The organism is Nitrososphaera sp., from assembly GCA_039938515.1.
GTDB lineage: Archaea > Thermoproteota > Nitrososphaeria > Nitrososphaerales > Nitrososphaeraceae > Nitrososphaera.
In genome coordinates, this window is sequence record JBDUUL010000010.1 from 1 (window position 1) to 24,852 (window position 24,852).

28 protein-coding genes and 1 tRNA gene are annotated in these 24,852 nt (G+C 53.2%); 20 read left to right on the forward strand and 9 right to left on the reverse strand.

The annotated features are described in order from the left end of the window. On the reverse strand, positions 1-806 hold an 806-nt coding region (locus tag ABI361_05050), incomplete at its 3' end, for a hypothetical protein (GenBank protein MEO9320021.1). 98 nt (positions 807-904) lie between these two features. Between ABI361_05050 and speY the strand changes: the two genes are divergently transcribed. Beyond that, entirely contained in the window at positions 905-2,095 is a 1,191-nt protein-coding gene (gene speY / locus ABI361_05055) for a deoxyhypusine synthase (protein MEO9320022.1), read from the forward strand. A gap of 14 nt (positions 2,096-2,109) precedes the next feature. On the opposite strand, the gene ABI361_05060 is transcribed toward speY, so the two are convergent. Then, positions 2,110-2,496 carry a hypothetical protein gene (locus tag ABI361_05060; protein ID MEO9320023.1) on the reverse strand — a complete coding sequence of 129 codons (387 nt, stop codon included), beginning with the start codon at positions 2,494-2,496 and terminating at the stop codon, positions 2,110-2,112. Positions 2,497-2,627: 131 nt separating this feature from the next. Between ABI361_05060 and ABI361_05065 the strand changes: the two genes are divergently transcribed. Genes ABI361_05065 through ABI361_05090 form a run of 6 tightly spaced genes read left to right on the forward strand, consistent with a single transcriptional unit; the run spans position 2,628 to position 7,023 of the window. Further along, positions 2,628-2,759 carry a hypothetical protein gene (locus ABI361_05065; protein MEO9320024.1) on the forward strand — a complete coding sequence of 44 codons (132 nt, stop codon included), beginning with the start codon at positions 2,628-2,630 and terminating at the stop codon, positions 2,757-2,759. A 43-nt stretch (positions 2,760-2,802) separates the two neighbouring features. Next, a complete protein-coding gene (gene thpR / locus ABI361_05070; GenBank protein ID MEO9320025.1) occupies positions 2,803-3,369 on the forward strand; it encodes an RNA 2',3'-cyclic phosphodiesterase in 567 nt (188 codons plus the stop codon). Between the two features lie 8 nt (positions 3,370-3,377). Beyond that, on the forward strand, positions 3,378-4,763 hold the full coding sequence (gene cca, locus ABI361_05075; protein ID MEO9320026.1) for a CCA tRNA nucleotidyltransferase: 1,386 nt from the start codon (positions 3,378-3,380) through the stop codon (positions 4,761-4,763). Beyond that, positions 4,705-5,565: a serine/threonine protein kinase gene (locus ABI361_05080; GenBank protein MEO9320027.1), complete on the forward strand. Its 861-nt coding sequence runs from the start codon at positions 4,705-4,707 to the stop codon at positions 5,563-5,565. Before cca ends, ABI361_05080 begins: the two co-directional genes overlap by 59 nt. 32 nt (positions 5,566-5,597) lie before the next feature. Next, positions 5,598-6,344: a PAC2 family protein gene (locus tag ABI361_05085; protein ID MEO9320028.1), complete on the forward strand. Its 747-nt coding sequence runs from the start codon at positions 5,598-5,600 to the stop codon at positions 6,342-6,344. Then, positions 6,337-7,023 carry a DNA-3-methyladenine glycosylase gene (locus ABI361_05090; protein ID MEO9320029.1) on the forward strand — a complete coding sequence of 229 codons (687 nt, stop codon included), beginning with the start codon at positions 6,337-6,339 and terminating at the stop codon, positions 7,021-7,023. The genes ABI361_05085 and ABI361_05090 overlap by 8 nt, the downstream gene beginning before the upstream one ends. Positions 7,024-7,027: 4 nt before the next feature. Here ABI361_05090 and ABI361_05095 read toward each other — a convergent pair whose 3' ends face one another. Then, entirely contained in the window at positions 7,028-7,771 is a 744-nt protein-coding gene (locus ABI361_05095) for a 50S ribosomal protein L2 (GenBank protein ID MEO9320030.1), read from the reverse strand. Between the two features lie 149 nt (positions 7,772-7,920). Between ABI361_05095 and ABI361_05100 the strand changes: the two genes are divergently transcribed. From ABI361_05100 to ABI361_05135, 8 genes are all read left to right on the forward strand, one after another. After that, complete coding sequence (locus ABI361_05100; protein MEO9320031.1) at positions 7,921-8,937, forward strand: YegS/Rv2252/BmrU family lipid kinase; 1,017 nt, start codon at positions 7,921-7,923, stop codon at positions 8,935-8,937. Between the two features lie 97 nt (positions 8,938-9,034). Beyond that, the gene (locus ABI361_05105; protein ID MEO9320032.1) at positions 9,035-10,900 is read left to right on the forward strand and encodes a nitrite/sulfite reductase; all 1,866 of its coding nucleotides are present in this window, start codon (positions 9,035-9,037) and stop codon (positions 10,898-10,900) included. Between the two features lie 38 nt (positions 10,901-10,938). Continuing rightward, positions 10,939-11,760, forward strand: coding sequence for a rhodanese-like domain-containing protein (locus ABI361_05110; protein MEO9320033.1), 822 nt, complete (start codon positions 10,939-10,941; stop codon positions 11,758-11,760). A 43-nt stretch (positions 11,761-11,803) separates the two neighbouring features. Beyond that, on the forward strand, positions 11,804-12,382 hold the full coding sequence (locus tag ABI361_05115; GenBank protein ID MEO9320034.1) for an AAA family ATPase: 579 nt from the start codon (positions 11,804-11,806) through the stop codon (positions 12,380-12,382). Continuing rightward, positions 12,379-12,804 carry an RNA-binding domain-containing protein gene (locus ABI361_05120; GenBank protein ID MEO9320035.1) on the forward strand — a complete coding sequence of 142 codons (426 nt, stop codon included), beginning with the start codon at positions 12,379-12,381 and terminating at the stop codon, positions 12,802-12,804. Before ABI361_05115 ends, ABI361_05120 begins: the two co-directional genes overlap by 4 nt. Positions 12,805-12,894: 90 nt before the next feature. After that, positions 12,895-13,032 carry a DUF5679 domain-containing protein gene (locus ABI361_05125; protein MEO9320036.1) on the forward strand — a complete coding sequence of 46 codons (138 nt, stop codon included), beginning with the start codon at positions 12,895-12,897 and terminating at the stop codon, positions 13,030-13,032. Positions 13,033-13,132: 100 nt separating this feature from the next. Beyond that, positions 13,133-14,086: an ATP-binding cassette domain-containing protein gene (locus tag ABI361_05130; protein MEO9320037.1), complete on the forward strand. Its 954-nt coding sequence runs from the start codon at positions 13,133-13,135 to the stop codon at positions 14,084-14,086. Beyond that, positions 14,070-14,849 (forward strand): ABC transporter permease, encoded by a 780-nt coding sequence (locus ABI361_05135; GenBank protein MEO9320038.1) that lies wholly within the window; start codon positions 14,070-14,072, stop codon positions 14,847-14,849. The genes ABI361_05130 and ABI361_05135 overlap by 17 nt, the downstream gene beginning before the upstream one ends. On the opposite strand, the gene thiL is transcribed toward ABI361_05135, so the two are convergent. Further along, entirely contained in the window at positions 14,846-15,802 is a 957-nt protein-coding gene (gene thiL / locus ABI361_05140; GenBank protein MEO9320039.1) for a thiamine-phosphate kinase, read from the reverse strand. The genes ABI361_05135 and thiL overlap by 4 nt on opposite strands. Next, positions 15,786-17,102, reverse strand: a complete 1,317-nt coding sequence (locus ABI361_05145; protein ID MEO9320040.1) for a phosphomannomutase — start codon at positions 17,100-17,102, stop codon at positions 15,786-15,788. Before ABI361_05145 ends, thiL begins: the two co-directional genes overlap by 17 nt. Positions 17,103-17,185: 83 nt before the next feature. Here ABI361_05145 and ABI361_05150 point away from each other — a divergent pair. Together ABI361_05150 and ABI361_05155 are read left to right on the forward strand one after the other, a co-directional pair. Further along, positions 17,186-17,259, forward strand: a tRNA-Thr gene (locus tag ABI361_05150). Between the two features lie 315 nt (positions 17,260-17,574). Then, entirely contained in the window at positions 17,575-17,958 is a 384-nt protein-coding gene (locus ABI361_05155) for a response regulator (GenBank protein MEO9320041.1), read from the forward strand. Between the two features lie 394 nt (positions 17,959-18,352). Here the strand turns inward: ABI361_05155 and ABI361_05160 are convergent, their stop codons facing one another. Continuing rightward, a complete protein-coding gene (locus tag ABI361_05160) occupies positions 18,353-19,330 on the reverse strand; it encodes an FxLYD domain-containing protein (GenBank protein ID MEO9320042.1) in 978 nt (325 codons plus the stop codon). Positions 19,331-19,817: 487 nt separating this feature from the next. Continuing rightward, positions 19,818-21,548: a hypothetical protein gene (locus tag ABI361_05165; protein ID MEO9320043.1), complete on the reverse strand. Its 1,731-nt coding sequence runs from the start codon at positions 21,546-21,548 to the stop codon at positions 19,818-19,820. A gap of 135 nt (positions 21,549-21,683) precedes the next feature. Here ABI361_05165 and ABI361_05170 point away from each other — a divergent pair, with 135 nt between their 5' ends. Together ABI361_05170 and ABI361_05175 are read left to right on the forward strand one after the other, a co-directional pair. Then, positions 21,684-22,148 (forward strand): PKD domain-containing protein, encoded by a 465-nt coding sequence (locus ABI361_05170; protein ID MEO9320044.1) that lies wholly within the window; start codon positions 21,684-21,686, stop codon positions 22,146-22,148. A gap of 498 nt (positions 22,149-22,646) precedes the next feature. After that, positions 22,647-22,955 carry a hypothetical protein gene (locus ABI361_05175; GenBank protein MEO9320045.1) on the forward strand — a complete coding sequence of 103 codons (309 nt, stop codon included), beginning with the start codon at positions 22,647-22,649 and terminating at the stop codon, positions 22,953-22,955. A 53-nt stretch (positions 22,956-23,008) separates the two neighbouring features. On the opposite strand, the gene ABI361_05180 is transcribed toward ABI361_05175, so the two are convergent. Continuing rightward, positions 23,009-23,254 carry a hypothetical protein gene (locus ABI361_05180; GenBank protein ID MEO9320046.1) on the reverse strand — a complete coding sequence of 82 codons (246 nt, stop codon included), beginning with the start codon at positions 23,252-23,254 and terminating at the stop codon, positions 23,009-23,011. Between the two features lie 180 nt (positions 23,255-23,434). On the opposite strand from ABI361_05180, the gene ABI361_05185 reads away from it, so the two are divergent. After that, the gene (locus ABI361_05185) at positions 23,435-23,692 is read left to right on the forward strand and encodes a winged helix-turn-helix domain-containing protein (GenBank protein ID MEO9320047.1); all 258 of its coding nucleotides are present in this window, start codon (positions 23,435-23,437) and stop codon (positions 23,690-23,692) included. Positions 23,693-24,004: 312 nt separating this feature from the next. On the opposite strand, the gene ABI361_05190 is transcribed toward ABI361_05185, so the two are convergent. Then, positions 24,005-24,715: an adenylate/guanylate cyclase domain-containing protein gene (locus ABI361_05190; protein ID MEO9320048.1), complete on the reverse strand. Its 711-nt coding sequence runs from the start codon at positions 24,713-24,715 to the stop codon at positions 24,005-24,007. Between the last annotated feature and the right edge of the window lie 137 nt (positions 24,716-24,852).

Sequence of the window (24,852 nt, forward strand, 5' to 3'; positions counted from 1 at the left end):
GCGCTGAACTGGCTGCTTACGTTCTGGCTGCTGCTGATGCCGTATGCATGAAGTACGTACAGCTCGGCAGAGCTTCCTGCAGCATAGCTGATGGTGCCGGTATAGACAGAGTCGGTTGGTGCAAGGACGGTTGCAAAGCCGGTAGAGTTACTGGCTATGGTGCCCTGCTGGACCAGAGGGCTGGACGACGTTGCGACCGCGACATGCGTTGCATTTAGGGCCTGATTGCTGCCGGTGACGCCCTGGCTGGCTAATCCGGTGGCCGTGACGTTTGACAGGCCAGGATTAGACCCCGAGGCTGACTGGTTAGACGCGCCTGAGTACCAGACCACGTTGTAAGTGATAGGTGCGGCCGGATTCCTCCAAGTGCTCCATAGCACTGCTTGGGCGCTGTCTGAGGAATCGAGTCCGCTAAATCCTGCGCTTGGAATCGCAAGGCTCGCGTTCTTGTCTGCGTTAGGGCCAAAGCCGGGAACGCACTCGTCGTGGTTAAACCTGCCAAGGGCTGTCGTCGTCAAAAACGCGCTGCCATTCTGAGTGTTGCCTGACAGGCTCTGGTTTGCAGCATGCAGCGTGTAACTTATGGTATAGCCCGCGTTGTTCTCTGCCCTGAAGGACAGCCCGGGGTTTGCAATCGGGTCAAAGGTCATTGTCCCGTTATTGATGGTCATAGAGGTGAACCGTGTGAGGTAAATATTTTCGCATGAGCCGGGATTTGCGCCCATGCCGGAAGCCGTTTTGGCAATAGATATGGAGCTGGCAAGAACGTATGAAGACATGGCAAGGGAGGCAACGGCAACTGCCAACAATGGGGCCCGTCGCCTCAGGCTTTTGGTACTGAACCCGGTCACGTACCCTGAATGTTCATGGCGTATTTACTGGTTGCCTCTTCATTTTCCGAGATTTGGACGATAAGAAAGAGGAGGTAGCGCGTCTTCTTGATGCTACGCCGGATGAAAAGAACCCGTCTGAACCTGCAGCCTTTAAAGGGAGGCGCGTTTTTAAAACGGCGGTGGACAGCAAGCACTCGTTTACGGGGAAAAAGATCGACCCGCCCTCCATTATCCCTGACATGACGGTGTCGCAGCTAATCGGGTTCTATGGTTCCACCGGATATAACGCGAGGCGTCTGGCAGAAGCTGCCTACACTCTAAAAGAAATGATCGACACAAATTCCACTGTGTGTCTTACCCTTGCCGGAGCAATGACTCCAATCGGCCTTGGCAAGACAATATCTGCAATGATAGAGGCCGGCTTTGTCGACTGGATAGTGTCGACGGGCGCTAACATTTACCACGATCTCCACTTTGCATATGACCTGCCCGTAAGGCAGGGGCACTTTGACGTTGACGACGACACGCTTTATGCCAAGCAGATTGTCAGGATTTACGACGTCTACATCAAGGAGCTAGGCACCCTTCAGGCGCAGGACCTGATAGTGCAGCAGGAGATCAAGAGGTACGAAAGCCAGCTTCCTGCAAACATATCCACGGCGGACATCGCCTACTACCTCGGCAAGGCTGCAAAGGAAAACTCCAGGTACCCTGACAAGTCCTTCGTGGTCAAGGCGTACGAGTGCAATGTTCCAATCTACAGCCCAGCGATTAGCGACTCGTCGATAGGCCTCAACATGCTTCCACTGCTTTTTGAAGGAACAGGGGTGCTCCCAAATGTGATACTCGACGTAGCCGAGTCTGCCGCAATTCTCTGGAAGAGCGAGCGCTCGGGCGGACTGGAACTTGGGGGCGGGGTTCCCAAGAACTTTTTCCAGCAGACCGGTCCCGCGCTTTACCAAATCCTAAAACTCAAGGAAGGCGGGCAGGACTATATCATACAGCTGACTGACGCACGGCCGGACACCGGCGGGCTGTCGGGGGCCACCCTTCAGGAAGGCAAAAGCTGGGGCAAGATCAAGACCTCACACAAGGATAACGTCATAGTCTACGGCGACTCGTCGGTGTACTTTCCACTCCTGTGTTCATATGCCCTGAGCGAGTGCAGGCCTAGAAGGCAAAAAGAGCTTTACAAAAGGAAGTCGGAGTGGATGAGCGAGATGCGCGAAATCTATCTGAAGAACAAAAAGAAAGCGAGATGATGTCCCAAGCGCGCTCAGACCTGGGCCTCGGCCTTTGCGTGCCATTTCCCGGACCTCGACTCAAGCTCCAGCTGGCCCACGACCTTGCCAGCTGAGTAGACCTTGGCATATTCCACCCCTCCGCCAAAGAATGCAGAAATCAAGTCACGCTGCTCGTGAAATCCTGCTTCGATCACCTTGGATTTTGTCTTGAAACTCGCCTTTTTCATAATCGTCCTGGCAACAGACCAGTCGCCCTTCCACGCCATTACCTGGAACTTGCCAAACCTGATCGTCTGGATGTGGTAATCGGCAAGTTCCGCTTCGAACTTTTGGTTGTTGCGCTTCGCATACTCGTTTATCCACTGCACGACCTCCTCCGCCTTGCCATGCTCTATGGCGAAATTGTCCGCCTTGGCCATAAGCCCGTAACTACATTGGCGGCCCGACTATTACTATTTTATGCGCAAGTACGCAGGGGGCTAATTGCGCGGGACAAACTCATGAAAACTTTCTCTCAAATTGATTTATGCTTTTTCGACCGTCCTGTTGCATGGACCAAGGAGAACCCGGACTTGACTATAACGACCCGAACCTCAACCCGCTCACCTGCGACATTTGCAGCGAAATGTTCGATAGCCTGGATAAACTGGGCGAGCACCAAAAAATCGCGCATGACATGTAGCCTCGGTAAAAAGTAGATAAATAACAGGCAAGCTGTCGCTGTTGTGCGCGCCTTTATCGCCGTGGACGCGGTGGCGGCCACCGAGCTTGCCTCACTTCAGCGCCAGCTGCTGACGGAATCCGGCTGGACGGCAGCAGATGTCAAGGCAGTGGAGCCGGCGAACTTTCATTTTACCCTGATTTTTCTTGGCGAAATAACCGAAGCCGATGTGGCAAACATCTCAAAGGCACTCTCGGAAATCCGCTTTGAATCCTTTCCTGTTTCATACACTGGAGTCGGAGCGTTTCCGAGGCCCGAAACAGCAAGGGTAATCTGGGTTGGTGTCGATCCGCAGGCAGAGAGACGCCTGGATGCGCTGGCCGCCGAGGTGGCGGCAAAGATGCGCGGACTTGGATTCCAGCAGGACAAGCCCTTTTCTGCCCATCTCACCCTTTTTAGGGCAAGGGACCGCCCGCTGAAAGCCAGGGATGTCCTGGCGAAATTCCACTCTCTGTCTCTGGAGGGTCCAAACCAGATTGTCCACAGCCTGCATTTGAAAAGGAGCGAATTGAGGCCTGCCGGCCCGGTCTATTCTAACGTTTATACCGTAGGTTCGTCAGCTGCGATGTGACCGAGAACTTGGCTGATATCGACCGCGTAATCCAGTCCGCCGCAAGGCTGTGCGAACCGACGCCGGCAGAGTCGGCCAAAATTGCCCGCGTCGCCGACAGGGCACTGACGCTTGTGAAACAGACAGTCAGCGGCCTGGCTGAAGTCGAGGATGTGGAGCCCGGAGGCTCATATGCAAAGGGAACCTGGCTTCACGGGGGTGCTGATGTCGATATCTTTGTGAAATTCAATCGGTCGGTACCTGTTGAAAAGTTTGAGAAGACCGGCAAGGAAATAGGCCTTTCCGCCCTGCGGGACCATGAGCCTGTACTCCGCTACTCCGACCACCCCTACGTAGAGGCGGCAATCAGCGGTGTCAGGGTAAACGTCGTGCCCTGCTATAACGTGGGAAAGGGAGGCTGGCAGAGCGCGGCTGACCGGTCCGTCTTTCACACAAGATACGTTAACGAGCGTTTTGACGACAAAATGCGCTCAGAGGTGAGGCTCCTGAAGCGCTTCCTCAAGACCGTCGGCATTTACGGTGCAGAAATCTCTACGTCCGGCTTTAGCGGTTATGTATGCGAGGTGCTCGTCTTGCGGTACCACGCCTTTAAGGAAGTGCTTGAAATGGCCGCGGAAATGCAGGACCTGCACGTCGTCGCGATAGAGGATTTTGACACCGACATCGTAAAGGGATTCCCCGGACCGCTTATCGTAATCGACCCTGTTGACCCGCGGAGAAACCTCGGAACCGCCATTTCCCCAGAGAGTGTCGCCAAGTTTGTCCTTGCGGCCAGGTCGTTTCTTGCCAAGCCATCGGCACATTTTTTTTCTGGAAAAGACCCGCCAGGGGCGAGCAGGGATCCGGCCGGACTGTACAGCTCTGTACTCGTGGTCGAGTTTTCTCACAAGAAGCGCCCACCAGACATTGTCTGGGGACAATTGAAAAGAGGTGCAAACGCGGTTGCAAAGCAGCTAGAAATTGCAGGCTTTTCAGTCGTCAGATACGACTGCACAACCGACGAGAATAGCTCCGCCGCTTTTGTGTTCCTTCTTGAATCGCTCGAGCTCCCGCAGAAGGTCAAAAGGAAGGGGCCGGAGGTATTTCGAAAGTCTGATTCAGAGCGCTTTATCGACAGCGCACTTCGGACGAGCAAGAAAAAGCGTCCGTACCTTTTATGGGCAGACAGGGACATGCGGCTTGCCGTCCTCTCTGACAGAAAGGCGACTGACGCCCGGAAATTCGTAAATTCTCTGCTTGCGACTCCCGAGAGTGCAGGAGTCCCGCGGGAACTGTTTGACTCTGAGCGCAAGTTCCGAATTTATAGTGGTAGCGAGCGATCACGCCTATCGCCAGTTGTCCAAAATGCAATCGGAAGGCTCACAACTATCGAGAGACTCCTTTTCGGAGATTGACATTTCGTCTCCCCTGTGCAAGCCTATACTGGCGTACCCAGGACATGATGCCTCTGACATTTCAGGCAGAATCTCAGAGCTGAAATCCCTGGGCGTCAGGTCGCTGGTTTCCGGCGGCAGGACTTCGATAGGGAGATTCAGGGTCTGTGGCAAGGGATGCGTCGGCCTCGTTGTCATGGCGGTAGTGCAGTCTGGACCTGAAAGCGCCGTCTGCGCGCTCAAGGTGCGTCGCACCGACGCCGACAGGATTAACATGCATGACGAGGCGCGCCTGCACGGCATCGCAAACGCTGCATGTGTGGGCCCGCAGCTCCGCGGCTGCACTGATAATTTTTTGCTCATGGATTTTGTGAAGGGTTCCACGATAATGGAATGGTCACAGGGCACGGTCAAGCCCGATAGTGCACGCCGGATAGCAAAGTCAATTTTGGTGCAGTGCCGCAAGCTGGACAAGGCGGGCATCGACCATGGCGAGCTATCCCGGCTCGACCGGCACGTGATAATCCCCACGCAAAGTGCCGGCACCGACCATGTAGAGCCCGTAATAATCGACTTTGAGAGCTCCAGTACTGTCCGAAGGCCCGCGAACGTCAGCGCTGCGGCCCAGGCGCTCTTCGTCGGCGGCAGGCAATTTATCAGGAAGAAAATGTCGCCCCATGCAAGCAAAAGGCTTGATGACGCAAGGACTCAAGAGGCGATTGCCGCCATCAGAGCCTACAAGAAGGACCTGACTGACGAGAACTTTGAAAGGGTGCTTGACGTCCTGCTTGGTGGGACGCAGGACGCATGCGCTCCCAGCTAGCTTTTAATCTAGAATACGTGGTATTTCAAACGATGACGGACCCTTTGATAGAGATCCGAAAACTGCGGGACATAAAGCTCCGCGGCGGGATTCTGCTTGATGGCTTTCCAAGCGTAGGCCTGGCAAATGCCATTGCGTCTGAGTGCCTGATACATTCCATGAACACAGAGCTTGTGGGAGTGCTTGACTCCCCTGCGTTTCCTCCGCTGTCCGTCATCCGGGCTTCGCGGCCGAACTTCCCCGCCAGAATTTACGCCAACGATTCGTCAAACCTTGCCTTTTTCGTATCGGAGCTTAGCCTCGACCCTTCGCTATACCGCCCTGTTGCCTCTACAATGATTCACTGGGCACAGGCCGCAGGCTGCGAGCTTTTGATAAGCGCTGCAGGCATACCTTACGAGACTGCAGAAGAGTCCGCCGAATCTACGCCTGAAGTATACGCCACCGCCAGCACTCCTCGCGCTGCAAAAAGATTCGAGCAGGCCGGCATCAAGACGCTGGGCAGCGGGTCTGTTGTCGGTATCCCTGCTATCCTTCTAAACGAAGGCATATGGCGAAAAATCGACGTCATCGTGCTTCTCGTAAGGGTGCTCAAGGACGCGCCTGACTTTCGAGCAGGCGCCGCAATTGCGGAGGCGATTACGAAACTCGTCCCAGGCACATCCTGCGACATCGGAGCCCTTTTGCAGGAGGCCGGCGTGACTGAAAAGACACTCCGGCAGCTCAGAAGCGAGCAGCAGTCGAACAGTGCGATGCGGCAGCAAGAGATGTATGGCTAACGGTACGCGCACCGCACGCACAGGCTCTCAGACGCGTGCCTCTCGCCATTCGCTGCGAGAAAGAGAAGGCATCGCCGCGTCGCGCCATCTCTGCGCCTGCGACCCTGCACTGGCCCGGATTATCGGCCAGGTTGGAGCATGCACTATAAGGTCCGAGCCCGATGCCTTCATGTCGCTGGTGAGGGCAATAGTTTACCAGCAGCTGGCAGGAAGCGCCGCAGATGCGATTTTTGGTCGCTTTTTGAATTTGTACGGCAAAGACACATTTCCCCGGCCGGCGCAAATCCTTGCGACCGATGTCTCGGCCCTGAGGTCAACGGGTCTTTCTGCAAGAAAAATAGAGTACATATGCGATCTTGCAGCGCATGTCTCGGACGGCCGGCTCGACCTCGCTTCGCTATCGTCGCTTCCAGACGAGGAAATAATTGAGAAGCTCACATGCGTAAAGGGGATTGGCAGGTGGACGGCTGAAATGTTTTTGATATTCTGTCTTGGCAGGCCCGACGTGCTGCCTGTTGGTGACCTCGGGTTCCGGCGAGCGATAAAAATCCATTATGGGCTTGAGGAGCTGCCGACGCCAGAAGTGGCAAGAAAAATAGCGGAACCCTGGAAGCCGTACTCCAGCATCGCGACGTGGTACCTCTGGAAGTCCCTTGAAAAATTCAAGGGGATCGGCTGAAACCCTACGCCTTCTTCTGCCTGAGGTCTTTGACTCTTCCGCGGCCAGTCTTTCTCGGAGAGATGTTGCCTACCTTGCGGCCCGGAGGAGTTGTCCTGCCGACCGACGACTGGCGACCAATGTGCTGGTGCCTGCCACCTCCGTGGGGGTGATAGACAGCTGCCTGGGCTATACCCCTTACCGTCGGGTAAAGCCTGCCGTGGGCCTGCATGTATTTTGCTCTGTTTCCGGCCTTGAGAAACGGCTTTTCCTTCCTGCCGCCTCCTGCTACGATCCCGACCATCGCCCTGCATTTCTGGTTGAGAACCAAAAACTTGCCCGACGGGAACTTTATCGTAACGCCCTCGGTCCCGTGAGCAAACACGGTCGCTCCGGAGCCTGCAGCCTTTGTAAGCTTGCCGCCATCGCCGGCGTTCTTTTCGATGTTGCAGACCATCGTGCCGTCGGGAATTGATTCGAGCAAAAGTATGTTGCCCGCCGTGGCTTTGGCGCCGGCCCCGACCTCTATGGTCTTTCCAACGACAGTGCCCTCTGGTGCCGGCACGTAAGAGTACTTGCCGTCATCAAAGCGAACCTTGGCCAGCGGCGCGTCGCGGCCTCGTTCATGAACAATGTCAAGCACGGTACCGGAGTGATGCTCTTCAAGTTTGAAATTCGGATACTTGGCCGGTGCTATCTTGCCAACTATAATAGCGCGAAACTGTTTACCTGCATGGCCGCGTCGGCGAACCAGCGTCCTCTTACCCATTTAGTTTTCAGAAATTGACCTTCCAGAAGGTGATTTTAAGCTTGTGTTGCCTGCCCTGAAATTCCGCATGCCCATCCTATATACTAGGAATATTATCAGGTGTGGTATTCGGCTGCCCTTATGAGCGAAATTATGCCAGTCAAGCTATAGTGCAGCAATTTTCCTTTCCTAAAGGTAAGTCAGAAAATCGAAAGGAGCCTGCCGAGGTTGTTCTTGTTGTAAATCCGAATTCAGCGAGTGGCAAGACCGGCAAGAACTGGGACACGCTATTTTCCGAAATCAGAAAGATTCTCGGCTCAGAAGTCGACTTTGCGTTCACCGCCAAGCCCGGGGACGGCACGACGATTACGAGAAACCTCATCCGACAGGGCGTAAAGCGCATAATCCCAATCGGAGGCGATGGCACCATCAACGAGGTTGCAAACGGCTTTTTCGAAGAGCAGGTTGGCATTAGAAACAGTTCGGACAAGCTCAAGCCGATAAACCCCGACGCCGCGATGGGAGTGGTTCCAAGCGGCACAAGAAATGTTCTGGCCAGGTCCCTTGGCCTAAATTCCGACCTTCTGGAATGCTTTGGCTGCTTTGTGCACGGCAAGCCAACAAAGATAGATGTTGTTGCCGTGTCTGCGACAAATCCCTCGTCGGGAGAATTGAATCCCGCCAGAATATTCCTTAACGCAGCGGAAATGGGGATCGCCGGGGAACTTGTGGACAGGTCAAAAAAAGTCCGGGGTACATTAAACAGCAGGCTAATTTCCACCATTACGGCAGCTGTGGCGACCGTCCCAAGCTACGAGAGCAACCTGTGCGATATAGACCTGGACAATGGAAGGGAAAGATTGCTGGCCAAAATGACTCTGGGAATAGTTGCAAACGGCAAGTACCTGGGCGGGGGATTCAAGGCCGCGCCGCTGGCGGATGTTTACGACGGCCTCTTTGACCTTGTGGTTCTCAAGGATTCGGGAAGCTTCAAGATACTCGACGAGCTCGTAAAAATGAAGTCGGGCGATTACCGTAACGAAGGCGACATCATTTACCTGCAGGGCAAGGACGCGTTGGTACGCTCGAAAGAGCGGGACGTGACTGTCACTATCGACGGCGAGCCGGCGGGCATCCTCCCTGCTGAATTTAGCGTGCATGAGGGCTCGCTCTCTGTGGTCCTCTAGGCCCATCCTTTTCTTGCCGCCGACATCATATTTTGCGGTAGAAATGGATAATTCCACAAAAAATATATGATTTGAATTGACCCTTTTCCTTCATATAATGAGAAAGTCCGCCAGTCGTGGCCGCGCAACCCAAAAGGGCGTCTCCGCTCCAAAGGCTAACCCTAGATGGGGAAGGGAGGAGGAAACCGAGGTTTTTGCAAAACGTGTCAAGCTTTTCAGACAGGGTAAGCTCTCAAGCGACGATTTCAGACGTTTCAGGCTTCAGCATGGCGCTTACGGCTCGCGCCTTCACATGGATTACAGCATGATAAGAATCAAGGTCCCAGGCGGCGAAATGACGCCTGAGCAGGTGGAAAAGATAGCCTCCCTCTCTGAGGCCTTTTCGATAGGCTCTGCCCACGTCTCGACGCGGCAGAACATCCAGCTGCACTGGGTCCAGTTAGAAGACGTAAGCGAGGTCATGAGGGGCCTAGTCGAAGTCGGGCTCACAACCCGTGAGGCATGTGGCAACACTGTCAGAAACGTCATGTGCAGCCACTTTGCGGGCGTGTGCCAGGACGAGGCATTCGACTCTACGCCCTACTCCAAGGCGATTGCCCGGTTCTTTTTGAGAAACCCGATGAGCCAGAACCTGCCCCGCAAGTTCAAGATCAACTTTTCGTGCTGCGACAAGCACGGCCTTGAGCGGATCGCAGACATCGGACTTGTCCCGGCTACAAGGGAGAAGAAGGACGAGGATGGCAACACCGTAGTAGAAAGGGGCTTCAAGACATATCTAGGGGGCGGCCTGGGCGCTGCGTCATTTATCGGACACCTGCTTGAGGACTTTACCCCCGAAGACAAGCTTCTCGCAACCTGCATGGCAACCGTGAGGCTCTTTGACAGGCACGGAAACCGGGAGAACATGGCCCGAAACCGCATGCGCTACCTGGTGCATGAGATGGGCTGGGAAGTATTTCAGAAAATGGCGCTCAAGGAAAGGGCGGTCGTGGAAATGACCACCGCTACGTCGACTGCACGGATGTTTGACGTAAAGGCAGAGGAGGACACAAGGCAGCTCCCAAAGGCGCCCCTGATGGCAAGACTTCCAATGCTAAACGAGCAGGTGAACAAGGAAAGTCCAGCCTACGAGAGGTGGCTGCACTCAAACGTGGTTCCTCAAAAACAGCAGGACTACTTTACTGTGTTCATAACCCTGGGCGCCGGGGACATTACCGCAAGCCAGCTCAGGGTCCTTGCCTCGGTAATACGCGAATATTCAGTGGAAGGGTCCGCCCGCAACACCCCACAGCAGAACTTTGCGCTCAGGTACGTCAGGGGTACTGAGCTTCGCGACATGTACGAGAAGCTCTCGTCGGCCGGGCTTGCTAACCCCGGTGCACTCACCATCGCATCTGCCGTAGGCTGCTCCGGCACCACGTCTTGCAACCTCGCGATAACAAACTCCCATAGGCTTGCAAAGGAAGTGCAGCGCAGGTTCCTGGAGCTTGGGCTCGACACGGACGACTCCCTTCGCGACTCTACCATCAAGGTAAGCGGATGTCCGAACTCGTGTGGCCAGCACGAAATTGCAACAATCGGGTTTTTCGGCGGCGCAACCAGGACAAACAATTCCATGACGCCCACGTACACGATGCTCTTTGGAGGCAGCGGAGGCGAGCTGGGCAAGGCAGTCATGAGGGTTCCTGCCAAGCGTGTCATAGACACAATTCTCAAGATAATTGAAATCTACCGAAAGGAGCGATCCTCTGAGAGCCAGACGCTTCGCGAATGGGTAAGCAGCCTTGCAAAGGGCACGGCCTCCGGCTCAAACGCGACGGTCAGGAACCTGGAAGAAATGAAGGCCGCGCTAGCCCAGGTTACGCAGCTCCCAACGCCGGAGCAGGACCCGGATGCGTACCGCGACTATGGTAGCGACTCGAGGTTCAGCGCCAAGACTGCCAGAGGAGAATGCGCTGCTTGAGCACTGCTAGGGCAAAGAGCAGGGCAAGAACAGAACCGCTGGCAAAAAAAGATCGCAAGGAGCAGGTCGCCAGGCTTCCGATTATCTGCGACGCAGACACCCTGAGATCGCTCATTAGAAAAAAAGCCGTCCGCGTAGTTGACGTGCGAAAGGCGGAGGATTACGCAAAGGGACACATCTCGACCGCAGTGTCGCTGCCGCTTGCCCGGGTCTTGGAGAACGACACTCCAGAAAAAACAGTGGAAATCCTGCGCGAAATTGGAGTCACGGAATCAATGCCCGTCGTGGTTTATGACGATACCTTTGGCGCGCTTGCGGCCCGAGTAGCCTGGACCTTCCAGTACGTCGGACACGAGAATACCGCGCTTCTTGAAATGACTTTTAGCAAGTGGAAAGAGCTTGGCCTGGAGACTGAAAAGCAGCCACGCACATTTGCGCGGACCATCCACGGGCTAAAGCTCAACAAGTCGATTTATGCGGACGCGCCGTACGTCGAGTCGGCCAAATCTCAGAACGACAAGGTAGTCGTGGATTCCAGGGAAAGGCTGAACTTTTTGACGGAGCACATCCCCGGCGCAAGGAACATACCCTATACAATGCTCGGATCCGACGGCAGCATTCTGCGCAATCCGGACGAACTGAAGCGGTTCATGGAAAACCGCGGAATTTCTGGGCAGTCGGAGATTATCACCTACTGCGGAAGCGTGGGCACGCTCTCGGGGCTCGCATATTATGCCCTGAAGCTTGCAGGCTACAACAACGTCAAGCTGTATCCAAAATCATTCAAGGAATGGAAGTCCCTTGGCAAGCCAAGGGAAGAGTTCAAAGACGCCAACTACTGGGATTTGTCTGCGGAATAGGCTTGTCATTTCGGCACTCTACCGGAGCCCTGATTGCATAACCTTGGGCAGGAGGCTGATTGTCTGCCTTACGGGGATGCCCGGAGCAGGCAAGTCAACGGTCGCGACGTTCCTTAAGGAAAAGGGCTTTGAAAGTCTTACAATGGGCGACGCGGTCCGTGACGAGGCAAGGTCGCAGGGCCTTGAACCTACCGATGCCAACCTCGGAAGACTGATGCTGCAGCTGCGAGAAAAGTATGGTCAGGGTGCCGTGGCGAACCTGATTCTAAAAAGGCTTGAAGAAGCGGCGCCCGGCAGGTCTGGCCGCAACATCGTCATTGACGGCGTGAGGAGCGTCGCCGAAGTGGAGGTGCTGAGAAGAGCCGGCCTTGTCAGGCTGCTTGCTATCCACGCATCGCAGGACATCCGCTTCCAGCACCTTCGTGTGAGAGGCCGCTCGGATGCCCCTGCGACTGCCTCCGAGTTTGCGGGAAGGGATCAGCGCGAGCTTTCGGTCGGCATCAGCGAGGCAATCGCACTTGCGGACGAATCGCTGTCAAATAACGAGCTGACGCTTGAGCAGCTAAAGAAGCGTGCGTGCGAGATAGTGGACGAGTGGCTTTCAGAGGCGGAAAAGTCATGAAAAAGCCTGCAATAGTGTCGCCAGTCGAAGTAAAGGTCGAGGCGACTGTCAACCCTTCCGAAGACTCGCAAAAAGTAATTGGCGCGATAACAAACGTGGTTGGTAGGTGCTCGCCGGAATTTCGCTATGGTAGCAGGGTCGTTGGAAGGGCAACGGGCCTCGAGTCACTTGCAAACATTTACGAGCAGGTCAGGTCGAGGTCAGCGATGGGAGTGCTCCGCAGGATGCTCGTCGACAACAGGGCGGGTCAGAGCACCTGGTTTCTGCTCAACAAGCAGGCCGCAACGGCCGGCATTGCCGTGATAATTGAAGACGACCAGGAATCACCTCTGGGCCCTATCCGCGTTACGATAGACTGCGAGGAGCTTGACAGTGTCGTTGACTGGCTGGTTCCTTCTGACGAAGACCGCGAATGGCACTAGCAGACGGCCCACTTGAGATAATGCCTCCGGAAATCCGCCCCGAAAAGCAGCTACAAAGCTTTTAAACCCCTTTTTTCTGTACGACCTGCAATGGAAGCATATTGCGTCAAGTGCAAAGCAAAGAGGAACATGAAAGACGAAAAGAAAGTAACAATGAAAAACGGCAAGCCTGCCACACAAGGAATCTGCACTGTCTGCGGAACCAAGATGTTCAAGATTGGCGGCTAAGCCGAGGCAGCCCGTTTCCTTCTCACTCATTTTCGTTTCACCGTCCGTGCGGGTCAAGGCATAATACCCGCAACGGATAATGTTTTGCTGCAACCTCTCCGTGATAAAGATAAAAAACCTCACCAAGCAATTTGGGCGGATTACCGCCGTCGACAACCTGTCGCTTGAAATTGACGACAGCGAGGTTTTTGGACTGCTCGGTTCCAACGGCGCGGGCAAGACCACGACGATTCACATGCTTGCAACACTCCTAAAGCCGACCTCGGGAACCGCAACGGTAAACGGATTTGATATCATAGCCGAGCCTTCGAAGGTTCGCTCAAGCATCGGGATTGTCTTTCAGGCGCCAAGCAGTGACGACATGCTCACAGGAGAGGAGAACCTTCATCTTCACGCGCTGCTATACGGCGTTCCCCGTAACCAGAGAAAAGACAGGATCTCGTCGGTGCTCGAACTAGTCGGCCTCACTGACAGGCGGGACGACCAGGTCAAGACCTACTCTGGCGGAATGAGGAGGCGGCTTGAGATCGCCCGCGGGCTATTGCACCGGCCGAAGGTCATGTTTCTTGACGAGCCGACTCTCGGGCTTGACCCGGCAAGCCGCGAGACGATGTGGAAGTACGTAAAGCGGCTTGTGATTGATGAAAAGGTGACGATAATTCTCACAACTCACTACATGGAAGAGGCTGACATGCTCTGCAACAGGATCGCAATTATCGACAAGGGCAAAATAGTCGCGCTGGATACGCCTGCCGGGCTCAAAGCTGGACTTGGAGGAGACATTATCAAGATCAAGACAGGCGACGGATGGGGCCCGGAGAAAATCGCACAGCAGTTCAGTTTTGTCCGCAAGGCCGAGCGCGCCGACGGATACGTAGTGCTGGCGGTGGAAAATGCCAAGAAGGATCTGCCGATTCTCCTGCAGCACGTCGAGGCCGAGTCGGCCGAGTTCTCAAGCCCCAGCCTCAACGACGTTTTCATAAGGCTTACCGGCAGACACATAAAGGAAGAGGCGGAAGGAGGCTTTACAGAGAGATTTGCAAAGTACGATTAGTCTCGAAGGCGAGCTCTCAAAGGTCTATGCGATATGGCTGCGGGAATTCAAGGTTTTCCTGCGCGAAAAAAGCAGGCTGGTAGCCTCGACTTTTACGCCGATACTCTGGCTCTTTGTCATTGGCTCCGGCTTTGGCTCTGCAAATCCCACGACGATACCCGGCGTGAGCTACCAGGAGTTCATTTTTCCCGGCATCATTTGCATGTCGATAATCTTCAGCTCCGTCTTTTACGGCTCGTACATAATCTGGGACCGCAAGTTTGACTTTCTAAAGAGCGTGATGGTCGCGCCTGTAAGCAGGGGAGCGGTGTTTGTGGGAAAGACTCTTGGCGGCATGACAAACTCGCTGATCCAGTCTGCCATACTGCTTGCGATAGGCGCCGCAATAGGGATAGGCTTTACCCCGCTTTCAATCGTCCAGACCTTTGCCATAGTGCTTCTCCTCTCATTCGGTCTGACCTCGCTTGGCCTTGCGCTTGGAAGCTACATGTACAGCCTGGAGGGCTTTCAAATGATAGTCAGCTTTGTCGTGTTTCCCCTGTTCTTTCTCAGCGGCGCGCTGTTTCCACTCGACCATCTGCCGGCCTGGCTGCGGGTCCTGACGGCCATCGATCCGGCCACTTACGGAGTCAGCGCAATGAGGGAGGCCATCCTCAACAGCGGAGTGCAGGATCTGGCCGTCAACACGGCCATTCTGGCGGCATACACTGCCGCCCTTGGGCTCTTTGGTACGTATTCCTTCAGCCGCATGAAGGCGGTCTAGCGTGCAAAGTGGTCGTAACCTTTCCGCTCGATTGCCTTGCCTCTGTAGAGAACTTTGCCTGAGCCCTCGACCACTTTTCCGATTTGAATCAGCCTGACCTTGCTGGCCTTTGCCGCCCGAATTGCCGCGGAAATCCGGTTCTTTGGAATGGTGCAGACTATTTCGTATTCCTCTCCACCAAACAGCGCAAGGCCTTCGGGGTCATAGCCATTTTCTCTTGCAAACTCGCCAAGGCCGCGCTCAGCTGGCATGGACTCGATCACGATGTCGGCCCTGCTCTGCGAAGCAATAGTGTAGAGCGAAATAGCAAGCCCGTCGCTTGAATCCATTGACGCGGAAAAATACCTGGACAGTCCAAGCCCGAACTTTATTGCCGGCTCCGGCCTAAGGACAGAGCGCACCGCCTTTTTTTCGAATTGCTTGGCAGCCCGTGCACCGTGCAAAAGTATCTTCAGGCCGGCGGACTGCAGGCCGAAGGTTCCTGACACCGCGACGGCATCGCCCGGCATTGCGCCATTGCGTTTTGGAATAGACGCGGGTGCGATTCCTATCATGCTGCAGTCAATCACCGTTTCATTGGAGATGCTGTTTGTATCTCCTCCGATTATGCTGACGCCAAATTCCCGGGAGGCACCTGCAAAACCCTTTGCCAGCCCCGCGACGTAACTTGGCGTGACGTCTGAAGGAAGCGCAAGCGCGACCATCGCCGCAAGCGGCCTTATGCCCTTTGACGCAAAATCGCTGACGCAGGCGACGATGCTTTTTCGCGCAGTCTGCTCGGGGGTCATGGTCGGCGGAACGTCGGTGCTGGCGACAAGCATGTCGCACTTTAGTGCAATCCTGCCTCCTGACTGGAGCCGTCCAAGATTTGCAATGGCAACGTCATCGAGATCCGATATCTTGAGCTTCGAAGAGAAAATGCCGATTATCTCGGCTTCATTTAATCTGCTCATACACCTGAAGCACCTTCTGGCTTGCCCACTTGTAGAGAGAGTCCGCGCGCTCCGCACTTGACTCTGCCGAGACGCGGATGGCGTGCTCGGTGTTAGACGGCCTGACCAGAACCCATGAACTCTCGTCCATGATGGCCTTGACTCCGTCAATCGTTATCACTTCCGAAGCATCCCTGCCGAGGATCTCCGGCAGCTTTTCTATAACCCTGCCGTGCAGGGCGGAGTCTGCAGGAATTTTCGACCTTACCTGTGAGAACTGCGATGCAAACTTGAGTACCTGTTTGGCCCTGTCCCGCTCAAGAGTGGAAATCGTGGCTGCCGCGAGCAGCCCGTCGCGGCACATGTTAAAGCTGGGCATGATAAAGCCGGCGCTGCTGCCCTCGCCGCCTGCATCGGCGCCCTGCTTGAGCATTTCGTTTACGACGTTTGCCTCGCCGACCTTTGACTGGGTGATGGTCCCGCCGTGCTCCTTTACGTACCTGGCGATGGCGACGCTGGTATCAATGCTGGTGACAAACTTTTTCATCCCCATCTCTATCGTCCGTGCTATGCTCAAGAGAAGCGTGGCATCAGAGTTGAGCTTCTCGCCGGATTCGCTGACAACCACGAGCCGGTCAGCATCAAGATCCAGGGCAAAGCCCACGTCGAGCTTGTTTGAGGTCACAATTGCCCTGAGGTCTGACAGCTCGTCGACGGTGGGGTCCGGCCCGCGCGATGATATCCCCTGAATGCCGTTTACGCTGATGACGCGTTTTGATATCTTTTTGAAGAGGGCCTCAGAGTAGCCGCAGCCCGCTCCACCGCCAGAGTCAACCGCAACCGATACAGGCGATGACGAGCGCGATGAGAGCGTCAGCGATACAATGTCGTCAACATAGGTCGATTCTGCAGGATATTCCTTGCCAAAGACGGGCGGCACGGCTTCGCGCCTGGCGGCTTTTTGCATTGCCTCGAGTTCCGACTCGAACAGGCCCCTCCCACCGACTACGAACTTGAGGCCGTTCCACTCTAGCGGATTGTGGGATGCGGTGACTATGATTGCGGCACCTGTCTTGCGGGCTTCCCTAAACGCAGCCGGGGTGGGAGCGATGCCGAGATTGTAAACGTCTATTCCGCTCCCCATCAGCGCCGACCCGACCACTTCTGACAACACCCTGCCTGACGGGCGGGTATCTCGTGCGAGGGTACACTTGCCGGACTTTATCAGAGAAGAAAATGAATCTGAAAACTTGGTGACCTCGTGCAGGTTCAGGTCAGAGTCGCTGTAAATCCCCCTAACTCCGGAAATTGATACTTTCATGCCGCGGCTGTACGGTGTGAACTGCGATATTTATTCCAGCAGCAACGATTTATTAGACAGGCACCGACTTTAGTTTGCGTTTTGCCCTAGTAGCTCAGCCTGGCAGAGCGAAGGTTTCGTAAACCTTAGGTCGTGGGTCCGAATCCCACCTAGGGCTCTTAGGCCGTATTATCCGGGCGACCGACCTGCACGTCAAACTTCGGCGGGCAAGTCATTGTACTAAAGCCTTTATTTGAAACGCCGTGCATGTGCAATTAGCACTTGCGTGCCATCAACAAGTTTGTGCGACCATGTGCCTTTACGTCATTTCAAACCCGCTGGTTCAAGCCGGCGGTCTTTGCTTTTTAAAACTAGAACCCTCTTATGGTCGCAATGTTGACCGCGACTAGCATGCTAATTACGTCTCGACTAGCTATTTTGCAGCACATTCTTGCCATTGCTTTAATTAACATGCAGCGAATATGTTCTGCAATTGTCAAGTGCCTTACGGCTGCTCGTGGTTGAAGACGAGCCGGACATACTTTACCTAGTACAAAAGCACTTGCGCAAGAATGGCTTTGAACCAACGGGCTTTGTCAACCCACTAAAGGCGCTTGACGACTTTAAAGCCAGCCCAGCAAAATACGCTCTGGTACTAACTGACATTCGAATGCCTGGCATGAACGGCGTTGACTTGGCACACCACTTACTAGACATTAACCCAAACGTCAAGGTCATTTTGATGTCAGCGTACGAAGTACATGCAAAAGACCTTCAGGCAAAGTTGCCGGTTGTAACCTACGAAGATATAATTCGCAAACCGTTCAAGCTTGTTGAAATCTGCAATAGGGTAAGGCAACTTACAGGTGCAAACTAGTTTTCAAACCAGCACCAAGTCCGCAGGTTAGGCCGGTGGGCTTTAATTGCATAGCACTTCAAAGTCGTCATGCCTAGTCAGGCTGCTATGCATCGCCAAACCGTAAGCAGTAGTGAATTTGGCTTTGCATGCAAGGCATTCAAAGTTCGGTTTACCGTCAAGTACAGTCAATGCTGGCACAGCGTAAAGCGACATTATTAAGAGTACTGCGGGCACAATATTGTTGCATCAGCCAAGTGATGCAAAATGTCGATTTCATAAAATACAAATATTACAACATTGTATGAATGTGCATTAACGCTTTTTACAAAAACTGAAGCAGTAATCTAAGATGCATGCATCGGTCGTCCGGTTCCAGCCCGGGCCTTTCGCTCCGTGCTCTACTGAACTGGATTCATCCGCGGTAAGTATTCATCGAGCCCCCCATCAGCCGCCTTGCAATCAGAATGGCTCCTGCAATTCCTCCCAACAGCGCAACCGCGGGCAGCGGAAACTCTGGGACTGCATTTTCGCCATAGCTGCCCTTGGTCTTGTTTTGAACATCAAGGGCGCCAATCCTCTGGTTTCCCACGCTAACTGAATCATTGTTTGCACGTATCACAAGATTTACGGGCACCAAGCTGGGAGCCGAGGGACTGGCATTGTTGCCTATGGTGGTGTAACGGTTGGCGTCGTAACTCAGTGCATTGAGCAGAGAAAACCGGATATCTTTTGCATGATCTCCATAAATTGTAAATTGAAATGGCACCGACTGGTTGGGGGCTATGCTGCTCATTCCCGCGTTTTCAAAGTCAACCGCCACCAGGCGTTTTTGCGCGTCAAAAAAGCCTCCGTTAACCTGGGCAAACTGTACTGTCGCATTTCCGCGGTTTGACAGCTTGCCTGACAGGTGGAAGTTGCCATTAGGGTCAATAGACACACTGTATTGTTTCAGCTCAAGAGCGGGAACGTCCGGATCCGGTTTTGGGTCAAAAGTGGCTGTCACCTGAAAATAGGCCCAGCCGTTTGAAACTGCCGGGTCAAACGAGCTTGAAAACGCCGAGTACTGGCCGGGGCTTAGCATATAGTCGTGCAGATAATCCCTGTTTGAGGCCATAACAGCCCCTGTCTTGTTGTACAATTTGACGTAGACCTGGATGTTGTCCACGGAGGAATTCTGATTATTGTGCACAAGCCCCAGCACGGTGAACCTGCCGCTAGAATCAGTGTAGCTGTTCATGTTTAGGACCTGAAGGCTATCCGCTGGCGCCTGAGCAGGCTGCGCAGAAGCGCCGTGAAGCCACACGCCCAGCGCAGCGAAGAGTATTACCGCGCCAATCGGCCTTGTACAGCGGGCAAGCATCGGGCAGCTTGGCACTCGTTCCTTTAACATCTAGCGCGTACAGGTTCTATGCCATTATGTCATCAGGCGGACTATAGATCAATCCTCAATAGAAATCAGGAAGCTGTTAAGGATCTGATAACAGACGGAATCCAGGATTGCAATAGACTCTCAAAGCACCTTACCAAGGCTCGCGACTTACTTTCTAGCAGATAATTCCCCTACGGGCCGACAGAAATTTAGCTGACTCGCTTAATAAGCGATAATCATTGTAGGATTGCTGCATCTAATGCATAAAGTCAGCAACCTACCTAATACCGGCATTTATCATTGCAAATGTGGCGCATGCAATCACGATTCTCGGTTCGCATGTATACAAGGGCGATGCTACTGCTGCGACCTGGAAGACATATTCACGGTGCTGTCGCAAAGAGCGTTTGACGGATCTAGTACAAGAAGGTCGAGGGAGAAGAGCGTGTGGGAGACACTAGCCTAACTAACTCCTGCAAAGAAACTCTCGCCAGGGTCCGCGGGCTCGCTAGCTCCGAGCTAGAATTTCGTAGTACTTGTCCTCATACACCGAATGGTAATGCTCGTCAAGAGCTGGTCGGTGATCCTGCCAGTATTTTATAACACTGACCGCATCAGAGTCTGGTTGTCTGCCCAAGATTATGAACCGATCATCTGTGTTCCACGGTGCGTAGAAAGATTTTTTCCATGAACTGGACTCAGTGATGTCATCAAAGTTATGAAGCTGAATTCCGCTGGCAATCATTATTCTATGCTCCTGTGAGGACCCCGTAATTACCATGATTTTGCCCTCGCCGTCATACAAGTGCCTCATCATTTCGCCAGCAGCAACGGAATAGGACGACGAGCCCGTATCAAAACCAGCGCTTGCATCTGCTAGCGTTACAACTGCACCATACGCGGGAAGGCAGAATTGAAAAGCAAACAAAGATCCGATAACAGCGAACAGAAATAATTTATTGCGAATTATCATCTTGGGCTGGCGAGAGATGTATACCGAGACCAGTACAAGGACCAAGGGTGCAATGAGGATAACGAATCTAGAATTGAACCAGAGGGTCATCTCACCTATGCCAATTAGCAACGATGCAATTGTAAATCCGGCCGGGAGCAATAGATAAAGTAGAAAGAATGAGGTCTTTTCAGTTCGTGGACGATCGCCTCTGGAGAGCGACTTTCTCAGACGAAGATACAGGTAATAACCAAAGCCAGCGCTAGCCAAAACAACTGGACCGTAGACAATAAACATTGTAGTGCCATAAACATTGAAGTCATTTAGTGGCTGGAGGAACAGGGTTTCACGGATTGGCCTGCTTAGCGCCTGAGCTGCCGCCGAATAATACTTCTGACTTTCAAATTCGAGCGCGTTGCCATAAGTCACTTTATTGTAGACGAGCCAGAATGCAATACCCGACGCTGACACCAGAGAAGCCATTATCATGAGAGCAACCGACGTCTTCTTTGTGGCATGTACCATCCCTGAGATAGAGGCACTTCGTGAAGTTTCCTTTGCAAAAGATCGATTCTCGCCAATTTTCCTTCTCCTGAGTTGCAAAATTTCCGCAAGCACGACAGCAGTAATGATAAACACTGGTAGCACCCAGCCTTCGTACCTGCAGAGCGTTGCCGCGGAGGCAAATATGGATGAAATTAGCACATACTTGCTCCTCTTGCGCAGATCAGCAGTCGAATAAAGTTCAAACCATTTCAATAGATAATATGCCGACCCCGCGAAAAACAGCATGAAGGGCGCCTCAGTCATTGCGGTAATGCCAAGGTACAAAAAGTTTGGATTAAGTGCGTACAGAAGTGCACCGGCAAACGCAGCATACGAAATTATCCAGCGATTTGCCTGCAAGTGAGCGGAAAGAATCCTTTCAATTATTTTGTAGATAAAGACGGCAGTCAATGCGAGGCATGGCAGGCTAATGGCCAGACCTGCAAACCCTGTAAAGAATAACGAGTCTATCAACGAAGGAAACACAAGCAGGAAGTGTGGAAGAGGAAGCCACACGGTGCCCAGCTGGGACCATCCGGGGTTTTCTGACCAGTCAAATAGCTTTCTTGCCCCGACAAGATGGGAGACTGCGTCGCCGTAAAAGAGAAGCGAATACCTGTCATGACTATACATGATTAGCGCGACGGCAGTGCCGGCGGCTAGTACAGCCACAAATAGTATAGCAATATTGCGTTTATGGGCCAGGTTTTCGTCTGTGGTCTGTACGCCCGTAACGCTCACGATTGCTCTCTATCCATATCTCGTCTCAATATTTAAAGCGATAAGGGCCAGTCCTTGTCTGCAAATTCCCAGATTCAAACCTGCTTTGGTTAGCTTTGTATATCTGAACAACATAAGATTTCAAAGGCAACGGTCATGGCAGAGCCTGAGAAAAAGTCCGCTTCTGGCAGCAAAAAGTCCCTCTTTTACGTTGGCATAGGCATCGCTGTCGGAATTGGCGTCGCGCTCATTATATTCAATCTCATGAACAAGAGCCAGACAGACCAGCTCGTGCAAGGGGCGGTTGACGAATCTCAGGGAAATAGCGGGCCCGTGTTCAGCCTTCCGTTCATTAACCAGGCGCCTCAGCCAAAGGTCTTTGTTGCCGTGACTTATCCAAACACGGCGCTAAAAGGAAGCCCGACTACCTTTTCAGCCGAGGGGACCGGCGGAATAGCCCCCTACACATACCACTGGCAGTTACCGGACGGAACAACGGCAGCAGGCGAGAACGTGACTCATGTCTTTAACAGCTCAGGCCGGCAGCAGGTAACGGTGACCTCGACCGACTCGAAAGGCGAGTCGTCCGCACCAGTGCCCGCGTTCGTGCAGGTAAATTGACATCTAGTCCGGCATAGACTACTAATTACCGTGGCCGGGTACAGCATATTATTATAAATTTTCAGCAGTAGCAGAAAGTGCGAGAAGCATCGGCAGTCTCTTCATTTAGGGCATGTCGTTGAGAATAAACAACGTCTAGGCTATTATCGCATTGACGGTATCCTCTATCAGAAGCACATGCAAATCACTCATAATAAGAACGGCAGGGGCCCAACTATCAACCCGGACCTGCCCACAATGCGCGCTTTTGAACTCATGGCATGCAAGTGCGGACTCTGCGGGCATCAGTCAAGGGAGTCATGCATAGCAGGCAAGTGCCAGTGCTGTGACCTTGAGGATATTTTCAGCCTGCTGTCGCAGCACGAATTTGTCCATTAGAGCATTTGGAAATCCCTGTCTCCAGAGGGTTACCCGGGTTAGCTAAAGCTGATTCAAGCTGAACAGTTCGCTAGCTTTACGATTGATAAGCCGTCCGCCACGGAAATAGCCGTCATTCATATGCCGATCTCAGATCAGAATCAAATCTCCCAGCATACCTCTGCAGAGAGTGAAGCGTCAGGCAGCATTTTTGAAAGCAGCCTCCCATCGCGGGTCTTTGTCATGTGTGAGAACTGCTACTGGAGCGCTTCTCTATTGCAGACCAAAGCGTTGAGCAGCGACTTTTTACCGAGAATAGACCTGTCTTCCTGCCCTGCCTGCAAAGCCAGCCAGCCCCTCTCAACGCTTCCTATAGCCGATAACGAGGTCTTTGAGTTCAGCTACAGCGAAAGGCACGGCGTGGAGCTCGATTTTATGCCATGCAGGTGAACATGGCGGGCTGCCCGGATACAGGCATTCAATTACTAATGAAACCCGCAGTTCTAAGATCCAGGGTAGGAGGTAATTCTGTTGTGGTACGAGATTTCCGCTTCTTCCTCGTATTCTTTGAACGGGTGGCAGAGGTAGCAGTAACCGCACCTCAGGCATGGAGTCGACCTCCTTGCGCATTTTTTGCAGTACCCGTATGCCTCCTTTAGCGGCGCCAAGTATTCATGAGGACGCCTGACGGGACTGTTCTTTTCGCGCAGCCTCGTCGCGGTGCCGGGATTAGAGTTATTGTCGGTCAATTGATAAGCTCCTCAAGAAATGAATAGCTTTAGTACAAACAGCTTTTCCCATGCCATCAGATTCGCACCTGCGACATAAAAAATTATACAAACCAAAAAGGGTATTGCCTCGCCGGAAGAGTGTTCTGTACAGACAATTCGCTGATATTAAATACTCACCCTAAGAATTGTTAGCGGACTATGAAATATAGAAGTCGGACAGATATCGTTTCACAGATACTTGAGGCGGCAAACGGAGGCACCACCAAGACAAAGATAATGTACAGCGCCTACCTCTCGTACGCACAGCTGCGCGACTATCTATCGGTCATGATAGAAAACGGCCTGCTTGAATACGAGCCAGGAGTAAGCAGATACAAGACCACATCAAAGGGACTCCAGTTCTTGAAGATGTACAACGAAATGGGTCAACTCACTGCAACCGCTGCACAAGAATAAACTCGTCGGTCACCGTTCGGTACTGCCGAGTTACCCTTCTTTTTGAAAAATGCACCCCAAGACTTAAAGCAATTTTGACAGCTGAACCCCTTTGAATTATACGAGCCCGTGCTAGGGAATACTCCCCTATCGCGCTTATTTCCTGTGTCCTCCAGTGCTAGCTGTATGATCTGGACAATAGTATGGGTCGTTCTGGGCATTATCGTCCTGATAATCCTGCTCAGGCTCCTGTTTGGAATACTGTAACCTCCGGCAAAATCCAAACTGGCGGCATTTCCCAATTTTATTTTGAGCGCTTGCCCTTTTGCAGGGTTATTCGAGCTGATAGAGCTTGTACCTGCCGCCATGCTTCTCGTCTTGGTACGACCACTCCGCGGGGGTCGTTCTGACCTCTGAAAATCTATACTTGCCCGACTTGTCGGATGCAAGCTTGCTGTAAATCGAGTTGCCCATCATGATGTTGTCAGAGTGTGCAAGCGACAGCATCTTTGCGGCCATGCTGATGCTTGGGCCGACAATGTCAATGTGCGATCGCTCGATGCTCTTTCCGTAAAGCACCACCAGCAGCTCTCCGTATTCAAGCGAGACCTTGATCTTGATTTCAGGAAGCGAGTGAGACTTGAACTCCGGGTTGATTGATGTCCTGACTATTTGCTGCATCTCTGCCGCGCAGTCCAGCGCGCTCTTTGAAGTCTGGACGCCGTTATGCTGTCCCGGAAAAAGGGCAATGACAGCGTCGCCAACATACTTGAGCGGATAGCCTCCAAATTCAGAAATAAGCAGGCTCATCTCCTGCGAAAAAATCTGAAGCATGAGGGCGAACTTGGGGGCAGGGAGCGACATGCTCATTTTCGTGGATCCGTCAATGTCCACATACAGGATACCCACCGCGACCTTGGAATTTACGTGCCTGCGCAGAAACCGCTTGCAGGGTTCAGTTGAAAGGTCGATTTGAACGCCTCTTTCAAGTGTCTGCCTGACCCTTTCTTGGACTGCCACCGGTTCCCGAGTTGGAGAAAGCAAGTGCCGAGCCTTTCGGGTAGAGGATGAACTCTCTTACATATTAATGCCATTATCGTCGCAAGCTGCATCCAAAGAAATGGCAGGTCCAATTTGCACGTAGATCGCCGCAACTTGTCGGATCGATAAAGGCAAGAGAT

Coding starts and splice junctions, on each gene's coding strand:
- ABI361_05160 (MEO9320042.1), bottom strand. CDS start 19,330: ATGTTAAAGGAACGAGTGCCAAGCTGCCCGATGCTTGCCCGCTGTACA.
- thiL (MEO9320039.1), bottom strand. CDS start 15,802: ATGAGCAGATTAAATGAAGCCGAGATAATCGGCATTTTCTCTTCGAAG.
- ABI361_05065 (MEO9320024.1), top strand. CDS start 2,628: ATGGACCAAGGAGAACCCGGACTTGACTATAACGACCCGAACCTCAAC.
- ABI361_05185 (MEO9320047.1), top strand. CDS start 23,435: ATGAAATATAGAAGTCGGACAGATATCGTTTCACAGATACTTGAGGCG.
- ABI361_05145 (MEO9320040.1), bottom strand. CDS start 17,102: ATGAAAGTATCAATTTCCGGAGTTAGGGGGATTTACAGCGACTCTGAC.
- ABI361_05175 (MEO9320045.1), top strand. CDS start 22,647: ATGCCGATCTCAGATCAGAATCAAATCTCCCAGCATACCTCTGCAGAG.
- ABI361_05085 (MEO9320028.1), top strand. CDS start 5,598: ATGACGGACCCTTTGATAGAGATCCGAAAACTGCGGGACATAAAGCTC.
- ABI361_05095 (MEO9320030.1), bottom strand. CDS start 7,771: ATGGGTAAGAGGACGCTGGTTCGCCGACGCGGCCATGCAGGTAAACAG.
- ABI361_05105 (MEO9320032.1), top strand. CDS start 9,035: ATGAGAAAGTCCGCCAGTCGTGGCCGCGCAACCCAAAAGGGCGTCTCC.
- ABI361_05125 (MEO9320036.1), top strand. CDS start 12,895: ATGGAAGCATATTGCGTCAAGTGCAAAGCAAAGAGGAACATGAAAGAC.
- ABI361_05170 (MEO9320044.1), top strand. CDS start 21,684: ATGGCAGAGCCTGAGAAAAAGTCCGCTTCTGGCAGCAAAAAGTCCCTC.
- ABI361_05060 (MEO9320023.1), bottom strand. CDS start 2,496: ATGGCCAAGGCGGACAATTTCGCCATAGAGCATGGCAAGGCGGAGGAG.
- ABI361_05090 (MEO9320029.1), top strand. CDS start 6,337: ATGGCTAACGGTACGCGCACCGCACGCACAGGCTCTCAGACGCGTGCC.
- ABI361_05120 (MEO9320035.1), top strand. CDS start 12,379: ATGAAAAAGCCTGCAATAGTGTCGCCAGTCGAAGTAAAGGTCGAGGCG.